This is a genomic window from Sporosarcina sp. P13, from assembly GCF_002743055.1.
GTDB lineage: Bacteria > Bacillota > Bacilli > Bacillales_A > Planococcaceae > Sporosarcina.
In genome coordinates this window covers 33,403-42,659 of record NZ_PDYM01000028.1, presented here as the reverse complement: position 1 = coordinate 42,659, position 9,257 = coordinate 33,403, and the positions used below count along the sequence as shown (strand labels likewise).

Sequence of the window (9,257 nt, the reverse complement as noted above, 5' to 3'; positions counted from 1 at the left end):
AACTTCAGCACCTTTCTTATCCTCCGTTTCATCAGTTATCAAATACACTCTAAGTTTAACTGATAGGAGGATGTGTGAGCGAAAAGTGTTCATTTTTATCGAGCAGAAACTGTCCAGTTTAGTTTAGCAGTTACACGGTATCATTGACTCGGAAGATTTTTATAGAATTAATTATTTGCGTAGAAAGCAACCCCTTCCTGTTAGTATTTATTATACTATGACTGAGGGAATGGTAGAGGATTATTTTGGCGCATGGTGTGAAGATAATAATAATGAAGATAATTATAATCCCGATTTAGACTGGCAAATCATCTTTCCTGTACCGTGATATTATCAAAAACCTCACTTAGATATGTTAAGGTGAACGGTATCATAAATAGGAAGAGTGGTTTATTCAACAAAAGGGCGCGATTGTTTAACATCAAAAGCCTGATTTCCCTAGCATTTAAAAGAGAAATTAGGCTTTATTATTTATTCCTGATGCAAAACACAGTTACTTATGTAGTTTTCCGAATAAAGTATAGTGATCTCTTAAAGTGCTTGAACACTAAAAAATTAGGTGCTGAGACACTTTGGGGCGATAGGTTGGTCTTGACAACCAACTTTTCATGTATTAAATTGGAGGTAGTAACACATATTAAATACGCCCGTTGTGTATTTTTCTATGTTGCAAATACGGCAAGACGGCTGACTGATCATCGGCCGTCTATTTTTTTACCCAAAAATAAAAACCACCCCCTAAAGGGATGGTTGTGCGTTAGGTTTTAAGTAACCGGAGCCATTCGAATACTACAGCGATAAGTGTTCTACCTGAGTAGTACACAGTCTTAAGGATGATCAGTCCTTTTTGACTTTGTCTCGCTTTTTCTTCTCGGAACTCTTTCCGCGTCTTGTATTGCCCGTTGTTTTCTTGCTGCATCTACGGCACCTCCCTTCAGCCGATGCCGGCTTTGAGGAGTCATAGGCGTGCTTGCCCACCTACGCATTTATTATTTTACCATGGGATTTTATATTTGTTTCGGTTTTGCATCAAAAAACAACAATTGTAACCGTCAAGTGGAAATGATGAAGTTCCGACAATTAAGTTTGATGATTTATTTCTGGAAATAACGTTTTCCGATGTTTCATTCGGAGGCTGTCTGTATCGGTGTAAGATATGATCTGACTGCGATGCAACAGCCTATCTAAAATAGCTGTCGTAAGTGTCGCATCGCCCAAGAATTTTCCCCATTCGTTTGGTCCTTTATTGGAGGTTAGGATGAATGCTGCATGATCATAAAGCTGATAGATGAATTGGAAAAACAAGTTCGCCTCCGCTGAATCAATCGTCAAATACATGACATCATCAATGATGATCAAATCAGAAGACATCATCCGTTTATAACGGGTTTTCGACTTATTGGTATATTCGCGAGTTTTCAATACATAAATCAGTTCGGCCATGAAAATGAACGCTACCTGATAGCCACGCTGAACAGCTTCAATCCCGAGACCCACCGATAGGTGGTTTTTTCCGACGCCAGGAGGGCCCATCAAAATAAGCGTATAACACTCCTCGACCCAATTTAGTTCCCTCAGTTGTTTAAAACTCCGTTCTCCCAATGCATCCTGTTCATCCAGATGATATTCGTCCAAGGTCTTAAGAAATGGGAATTCAGCCCATTTCATGAAACGCTCCCTCGTTTTCTCTTCCCGACATGTCAATTCGTAACTGACTAATTAATGTACAAATTCGTGATAAGTCCAATTCTCACTCTCCGCATTCCGCAGAAGGGCTGGAAGCTCTTTTGCGGTTTCAGCTAGACGAAGGGCGCGGAATTTCTCTTGCAAGGCTGTGACGGGTGCTGTCATGAGTGCTGTCCTCCCATCATGTTGACATAAAAATCAACGGGTCTTTCCACTGCCTTTAGATGACTGAACTTTGTATTCTCTTGTACCGTTTCAACAATCGTTTTTGCTGCTTGTTCCGCAAGAGAATAGACGATGTCCCGGAAATCGTTAGCGCTGATCAAATTCAACAACTTTGCTTGCTCTAACCCGCTTTCTATCTGTTCTGGATGGGTTTCGATTGTCCTTTTCATCACTTTGAGCTGATCAACTAAGTGACGTGGATATTTTTGTTTTAATTCATCAATATACCAATTGATAAGCTCTTGGTCTTGGAAGAATTCTTTGATTTGATGCGTCAGGAGGGTTGATTTCGATCCCTTCTCTTTCTTATGAGCAGGATCTCGAATCACTTTTCCTTTTTCCTTAGAAATCAGGTGTTGCGCTAAAATGATTCCATCTGATTTCAAACGAATAAGTAACTGTCCTTTTTCATTTCGGCTTACATATGCTTTGTTCGCTGAGTTTGGATGATAGGTACCGGCCGGTACCGTATATCGATTACCTCCATAGCGAATTACATTGTCCTTATGGATGGTTCTTGTTATACTTTCAGTAAGCGAATTCTCAAAAGAGAATAAGGTAGAGACTGGTTTCAAGTGTTGCTTTTCGAGGGCGTGCACTTCAACGGGTCTCTTTTTTGTATTGTGATGCACTTTGTAATTTCCAGTGCGCGCCAGCCATTTTATAGTCAGCTCGTTCCACAGTAACAAATTATCGTATGTACGGTTCTTACTGAAATTCCCTTTGACATATTTGATGACCTGTTCAATTTTTCCTTTAGATTCAGGATCACTTTTTCGGCAAAGGTAAACTTGGAATTTCCGGAGCTTTCGGTACTTCTCGAATTCTGCAGTGAACAGAAGATCGCCTGCATTTTCACTTACAGAAATAAGCGCATCTTGGTCGTAAACCATCTCTTGAGGCATCCCACCGAAAAATTGAAAAGCATTCTCATGGCTTCGAACCACATCTTCTGTACGGAACGGACGATCCAACCACTCCACATACTTGAACCGTGAATGAGAAAGAACGAATCCGATGCAGTAAACGCGTTTTCTTTCCCCGGTAGTTGTCATCGGCGTATCCTGACCAAAATCGACTTGTCCTTGTACACCCATCGCCAATTCGGATACCGTTTCGTAAATCCGTTGATTAACCTGTTTTGGAATATGGTGAACTTCCCGTAGTTCATTGACATAATTCCTGACTGTACCTTCACTTGCTTCTTTATAATTGCAACGCTCCTCCAACCAATCCAGAATTTGCGCCCCTGAAAGATCCGGATGTTCTTTCAGCCAACCAAGAATATGATCCCGATAGGGAGCCAGTTTCTTTTGCCGCGATTCAAGCGATCTTAAGAACTCTTCCAATTCTTCCGGCGTTTTGTCATACATGGCTTTCACCGTGTTCCAAGACAGCGATAACTTTCTCGCAATCGCAGCTTTTTTAAAACCTTGCTCTTTCAATTGATGAATTTGATAATAAGGCATTCGTCTTTTCACTCCATCTTCCTCGCTCTCCTCTGGCTACTATTTTAGTTTACAGGAGAGTGGTTTTTTTGAGTAAAAATCATCAAACTTATTTGTTGAAAACTCTTTAATCTAGTTTAACGTTTACAACCAATTCTATACATAACAGAAAAGACCCCTTCCAAAAATGGAAGCATCTGATTAATACTCTTTCATGGTTAAGTCAATCCTCTAATGTCATAACAAATAAATATGAACAATACGGTATTTCTATTAAAAAAGATGAATTACTTTCACGGCCTTATTTAATAGTACTATATTCTACTTGCCCCAATAAGAAATTTCTGTTCCTTAAACTTTCGTATAATTTATCATTACTTCCTAGTTATTTAGCAGAATGAGTATAATCAAGAAATAACGATTGTACTCATTCTGAATTATTAGTGGAATAATCGTATAGACATTATCTGTCCATCCGCTAAAAGTACTTCATTCAATTATTGATGGCGTTTGTTACTTGAAATAATTTTATCCATTAAACATGTGGAAAATGATTTAGGACAGTCCAATGCTTTTAATGATTACAAGTAAGAATAAAGACAATTAAGAATTTGGTTACTCACTTACAACCTCAAAAACCCTAACCCTACACCCCACCCTCACTTCCAAACTCCCTTAGCAATACAAAAGGTACCTATTATGTGTAAAAAAACAAACGTGAATGTTCAAACGAACACGAAGGTTTGGTGCACAGTTACCCTTCACTATATCCGGCTTTTTAAACAAACGACAGCCCATAAGCCATCGTCCGTTTTCTTCACTTCCCAATAAACTGCTGCGTCCAATAATGCCCATTCCCGTCATAACCAATCCCAATATGTGTAAAGCTATCATTTAAAATATTTCGTCTATGACCTGGAGAATTCATCCATGCCGTGACGACTGCTTCTGCGTTTCGATAACCTTTTGCGATGTTCTCTCCTGCGCTTCGGTATGTAACACCATGTGCTCTCATTTGATCAAAAGGGGAACCATATGTAGGGCTCGTATGGGAGAAATAATTATTCGTCGCCATATCTGCTGATTTTTGTTTCGCAGAGTTCTGTAATGCTGCGTCGAATTGTAGCGGCTTCAATCCCGCTTTCACACGCTCGGCATTCGTAAAGTCCAAAACGGCTTGCTCCGTTACTGAGACATTGTCATTATATGGTTCTTCCGGCGTTGGTTCCGGTGTTGGTTCTGGTTTCGGTTGCGGATTTGGGATCTTTTCTATTTTAAAATCATCATTCAACAGTCTAGCCATAAACACAGCAAAGTGCTCACGTGTAAGTTTGTTATTTGGTCTGAATGTATCGTCCAAATAGCCCGTAGTTATATTTTCAGTTGCTAGTATACTAATGTATCTTTTAAATCCACTGCTCTCTGGGACATCTTTAAATCTAACACTTACAGTTTTCTGTAGATTGTATCCTTCAACTAAAATCTTAGCCATTTGTCCTCTCGTTAATGGAGCACTAGCATCAAAATATTTAGTACCATTTTTATTTGTTTTACCTGAAATAATTCCTAGCTCTACTGCTTTCGCAACTTTGTCATATCCATGGTTTCCTATTTTCAAATCTGTAAATCCAGGATCAGCAGCAGTAAAATCTGTGATACCTTTTTCTCGAAGTATCATTGTCACTGCTTGAAGACGTGTTACGTTTGAAGCGGGTTTAAAACTACCATCTTCATACCCAGTAATAATACCTTTTCCTGATAAGAAGTTAATTTCTTCTTTATAGTTTTTAACATCCGAAAACCCAGCCGCTTGTGCTTCCACTTGTGGCAGTAAAGTAAAAACTACTACAATTGTCATTATGCTTAAAAGTATTTTTCTAAACAATTCTATCTCCTCCTACATTAACTCCTTTCTACACCAATCTAGTAAATCCTTCTATTTTTCGTAACCAGATAAGTAGCCCCTTCCATAAAGGATGCGTACTTTATTTTGTCGCGTCTATTGATTAGCCAACTCCCTCCATCCGATACACCACCCGCTCCCCCGCCCTCACATGCCCGACATACGCAGGAAATGCCACGACTTCCTTCTTATACGCATAGACAGTCATTTCCTCACCCGTCTTCGCAAAGGCCATGAAACGAACCATCAAACGATCCGCTCGCGTGATTTTTCGTTGCGGTCCCCGAAATAAGTCTTCATGTAATCGATATGCATCCAATGAATGTTCTGCCAAATAAAATGCGAACCAATCTTTTTCCTGCGTTTCCATCACAAATAGTTTCACCTTTCCGATCCCTAGCAAATTATCTTCCATGAGTTGCTTAATCGCTACTTCATCGAAATTCACTTTTTTTAATTGTTCATGGTCCTCTTCTACACGCACTTTTTTATGACTGAGAGCCCAGAAGATGCTGTGGGCTAAATGAGATAAGTCGAATTCTACAGCATAGTTGAATAAATCTTGGACAGTAACCATTTCCTATTCCCCCTTGTCATTTTCTCTTACCTAAATCATGTAATTTGCCGGTTCTTTTATCATAGTGTGCTGTTAATGTTTCGGTTGGGCCATTACGATTTTTGGCAATTTGAATTTCTAAAATATGTGTAGGTTCATCTTTTGTGTTGTAATAATCTTCACGGTACAGGAACATCACGACGTCGGCATCTTGTTCAATATTTCCTGAATCGCGTAAATCACTCATGATCGGATGCTTGTCCAATCGCATTTCAACTGCTCTCGATAACTGCGACAGTACGAGGACGGGACAGTTGAATTCTTTTGCCATCGTTTTTAACTCGCTGCTGATTTTGCCAATCGCTTGTGTTTGATTCTCCATGGAGCCTTCGGGACAAATGATTTGTAAATAGTCGATGAAAATGATTGGCCGCTTCGTTGGATTTTCTTTAATTAACTTTCTAGCCGTTGCTTTGATTTCTCTTACTTTCAACCCACTTCGGTCATCAATATGAATTTTGGCATTGTCCAGCTGACCAATCGCTGTAAGCCAAGAGTTTTTTTGCTGTTCGCTAAAATATTGATAAGGATTGCGCATTCGCAAACGATTATATTCCCCCGTTGCCGCAAGCAACCGGTCAATCATCGTATCTCTACTCATTTCCAGTGAAAAGATGATCGGTAAATGCCCACTATTCCCTGCATGTAAGGCAAAATGATTGAGCACGTCTGTTTTACCCATGGACGGACGACCCGCGATGACGATGTATTCACTATCTTGAAAACCGTCTAATACGTCATCTAAATCAATCAATCCAGTCGGAGTCCCTTTCTTTTTGGTCAATGGTTGAAAGGGTCTTTCGTGTTGTCTAATCAAATGATCCGTTATAGACAAAGTCTGGCTCGTTGTTTCACATGCTTGCAGTTTATCGAACGATTGCTGTATTTCTTCGATGCTCCAGTTATTTTGACTCGCTTGTTGGAGCAAAACATGCTTTTCCTGCTCTTTCCATTGTTCGATGAGAAATTCTTTATATTCATCAAAACGTGCAGGATTGGCGAATCGACGAAGTTCCGCTAAATAGTTCGCACCTCCAAGCTCTTTCGCTTCACCGACTAGCAGCATCGTTATATAATCCACCGATTTTTCTCGTAGGACTAATTCACGCATTACGTTGTAGATTTGTTTATGAACAGTTGTGGTGAAATGATCAGATTGTAAACCGCTGTCGAGTATTAAATAATTCTCCTGCATCATCGTTCCAAGTAAACTTCTTTCCGCATATTCATAGCCCATTTACTGGTCCCCCTTCCCCATAGTCAAGTTTTGGTGCACGATAGCCGCCGACTTTCCTTATCTCATTTACTGGCACTTCCAGCGTTACTTCATTCAAATAGCTTTCAAATTTCGTTGAACTGAATAACGTGGAAGGTCGTAAATACATACAGAACGTTGGATCATTCAGCCATTGTGCAGTTTTAATGTTAATAACTGCTTTGAAATCATCCACTGTATAGCCTTCACTGATCCGTTCATTAAGCAACCTATTTGTAGTTTTTGAATGGACTTTGTACTTTTTATTGATTTTTTGGTTGAGATAATCAATGACAGAAGCGATGATGTCGAGATTCTTCTCGACATATTCTTTATTCTTTGTAGTAATCTTAAATTCTTTGGTTATTGGCTTATGCAGATTCGCCAGGTCCATCTGTGTATTTTTCCCCTCATCACCTATGCAAGACTTCCGCTCCACCACTGCAAGTTGCAGTGCTCTCAATTCTTCATGTGCATAATTCACTCGATACCATTTGGTGTTATCAATTTTCATTCGGTTATATACAGCAGAGATGATCCACCCACCTTTCTCCAGTTTGCGAATGATTCGTCGGATTGTATCCGCCGACCAATAAGGGAATTCCGTTCTCCAACCTTCATAGCTGTTATACACCCACTTATAGCCATCCCGTACATTTTTGGACATAAGCGAACGGTAATGCAATTGCTGCAGAAATAACGCTTCATTCATTCCGATTTTCATTACTAATGAGGGTAGCGATTGGTAAGGTGTTTCGTCTAGTAATAATTTCATTTGTCTTCCTCCTATCATCAGTCTGTTGTGCGGACTCCCTGTTCTGGCTTTCGCCCTCTATATAGACACGGATGAAAAAAAGGATACACTTTTTATTTTTTATTTTTTTGAACGGCAAAAAAGAGTATGATCCATTGTGGATTACACTCTTTTTTTGGTGCTGTGATTATTGAATACTTAATTTTTAATATCTTTGGAAAATAATAGGATGGATCGTGCCAACAGTTCCATTCTTGGAAGGAATGTATCCAACTCCATATACTCATCAAGCGCATGCCAGTTACCGCCTACAGGACCCATTGCACAAATGGTAGGCACACCCATTGAGGAGGCAAATCCTGCATCCGCAGCTCCTTTTGTATGCTGTTCTGTGATTGGTAGTGACATATCTTGCGCCGCCTGTTGTACGATTTTATAGAGCTGGGCTGTACCATCGTTGTATTCCATCGGTAAAATACTAACTCCACCCGATAAACTACTTTTCGTTCCTTTAACATAGGAGGTATTTACGATTTTTTCAATACCCTTATACAATTCATCAAAGTCTTCCGTTTTCCAAAACCCCGAATGGACTGTTGCCATTGCATGTGGCGATACCATATTATTGCTGACGCCACCTTTGATGGTTCCGATATTAACAGTTACGCCCTTATCATTATTCATTAGTTCTTTAATCTTAGTCATTTTCAAAGCAAGTTCATCATTCGCACTAATCCCGTTTTCTATAAACGCACCCGAATGCGAGGCTTTTCCCTCTATTTCAATTTTAAGATGGGCTGACCCTTTCCTTGCGGTAACAACTGAACCATCGGGACGTCCTGCCTCAAGATTGAATACCGCCAATGCATCTTTTGCGCGTTCTTCAATGACTGCTCTTGAGATTGGGGAACCGATTTCTTCTTCAGGAGTAAATAATATTTCTATATCGCATAAGTCTTCATTTGCAAATTTCTCAAGTGCTGTTACCGCATAGATCATCGTAACAAGCCCTGCTTTCATATCGGATACTCCAGGCCCACGAAGAAGATTTCCTTCTACAGTAAATGGGCGTTCCTTGGTTGTTCCTTCTGGATGTACGGTATCCATATGACCCATCAATAAAATCTTTCCATCCTTTGGCCCTTTAATAGTTGCGATAATATGATTTCCGAATTCCTCATTTTCTCTTATTACATAAGAAATCCCTTTGCTCTCAAGCAACTCCATTATCTTAGCGGCTACGTTATTAACCCCTTTTTTATCATAAGAAAAGCTATCAGTATTCACAATCGACTTAAGAAATTCTAAAGCCTCTTCTTCATTTTTCGCTAAATATTCACTTATTCTAGTGTTCTCTTGACTTGTCATAA

Annotated in this window: 7 protein-coding genes and 1 pseudogene; all 8 read right to left on the bottom strand. The window is 39.6% G+C overall.

The genetic code is table 11. From position 1 onward, the window contains the following. Positions 1–757 precede the first annotated feature (757 nt). On the bottom strand, positions 758–919 hold the full coding sequence (locus CSV79_RS16855) for a hypothetical protein (protein WP_158232538.1): 162 nt from the start codon (positions 917–919) through the stop codon (positions 758–760). A 161-nt stretch (positions 920–1,080) separates the two neighbouring features. Then, a pseudogene (gene istB, locus CSV79_RS12205) lies at positions 1,081–1,851 on the bottom strand (IS21-like element helper ATPase IstB). Beyond that, complete coding sequence (gene istA / locus CSV79_RS12200) at positions 1,848–3,380, bottom strand: IS21 family transposase (RefSeq protein ID WP_099689336.1); 1,533 nt, start codon at positions 3,378–3,380, stop codon at positions 1,848–1,850. The pseudogene istB and the gene istA overlap by 4 nt, the downstream one beginning before the upstream one ends. A gap of 796 nt (positions 3,381–4,176) precedes the next feature. After that, positions 4,177–5,244 (bottom strand): S-layer homology domain-containing protein, encoded by a 1,068-nt coding sequence (locus CSV79_RS17430; protein WP_099689335.1) that lies wholly within the window; start codon positions 5,242–5,244, stop codon positions 4,177–4,179. A 121-nt stretch (positions 5,245–5,365) separates the two neighbouring features. Beyond that, positions 5,366–5,839: a hypothetical protein gene (locus CSV79_RS12190; protein ID WP_099689334.1), complete on the bottom strand. Its 474-nt coding sequence runs from the start codon at positions 5,837–5,839 to the stop codon at positions 5,366–5,368. A 16-nt stretch (positions 5,840–5,855) separates the two neighbouring features. Continuing rightward, positions 5,856–7,115: a replicative DNA helicase gene (locus CSV79_RS12185; protein WP_099689333.1), complete on the bottom strand. Its 1,260-nt coding sequence runs from the start codon at positions 7,113–7,115 to the stop codon at positions 5,856–5,858. Beyond that, positions 7,105–7,908 carry a conserved phage C-terminal domain-containing protein gene (locus tag CSV79_RS12180; RefSeq protein ID WP_158232537.1) on the bottom strand — a complete coding sequence of 268 codons (804 nt, stop codon included), beginning with the start codon at positions 7,906–7,908 and terminating at the stop codon, positions 7,105–7,107. The genes CSV79_RS12185 and CSV79_RS12180 overlap by 11 nt, the downstream gene beginning before the upstream one ends. Positions 7,909–8,085: 177 nt before the next feature. Beyond that, entirely contained in the window at positions 8,086–9,255 is a 1,170-nt protein-coding gene (locus CSV79_RS12175) for a M20 family metallopeptidase (protein ID WP_099689331.1), read from the bottom strand. Between the last annotated feature and the right edge of the window lie 2 nt (positions 9,256–9,257).

Coding starts and splice junctions, on each gene's coding strand:
- CSV79_RS12175 (WP_099689331.1), bottom strand. CDS start 9,255: ATGACAAGTCAAGAGAACACTAGAATAAGTGAATATTTAGCGAAAAAT.
- CSV79_RS12190 (WP_099689334.1), bottom strand. CDS start 5,839: ATGGTTACTGTCCAAGATTTATTCAACTATGCTGTAGAATTCGACTTA.
- istA (WP_099689336.1), bottom strand. CDS start 3,380: ATGCCTTATTATCAAATTCATCAATTGAAAGAGCAAGGTTTTAAAAAA.
- CSV79_RS12185 (WP_099689333.1), bottom strand. CDS start 7,115: ATGGGCTATGAATATGCGGAAAGAAGTTTACTTGGAACGATGATGCAG.
- CSV79_RS16855 (WP_158232538.1), bottom strand. CDS start 919: ATGCAGCAAGAAAACAACGGGCAATACAAGACGCGGAAAGAGTTCCGA.
- CSV79_RS12180 (WP_158232537.1), bottom strand. CDS start 7,908: ATGAAATTATTACTAGACGAAACACCTTACCAATCGCTACCCTCATTA.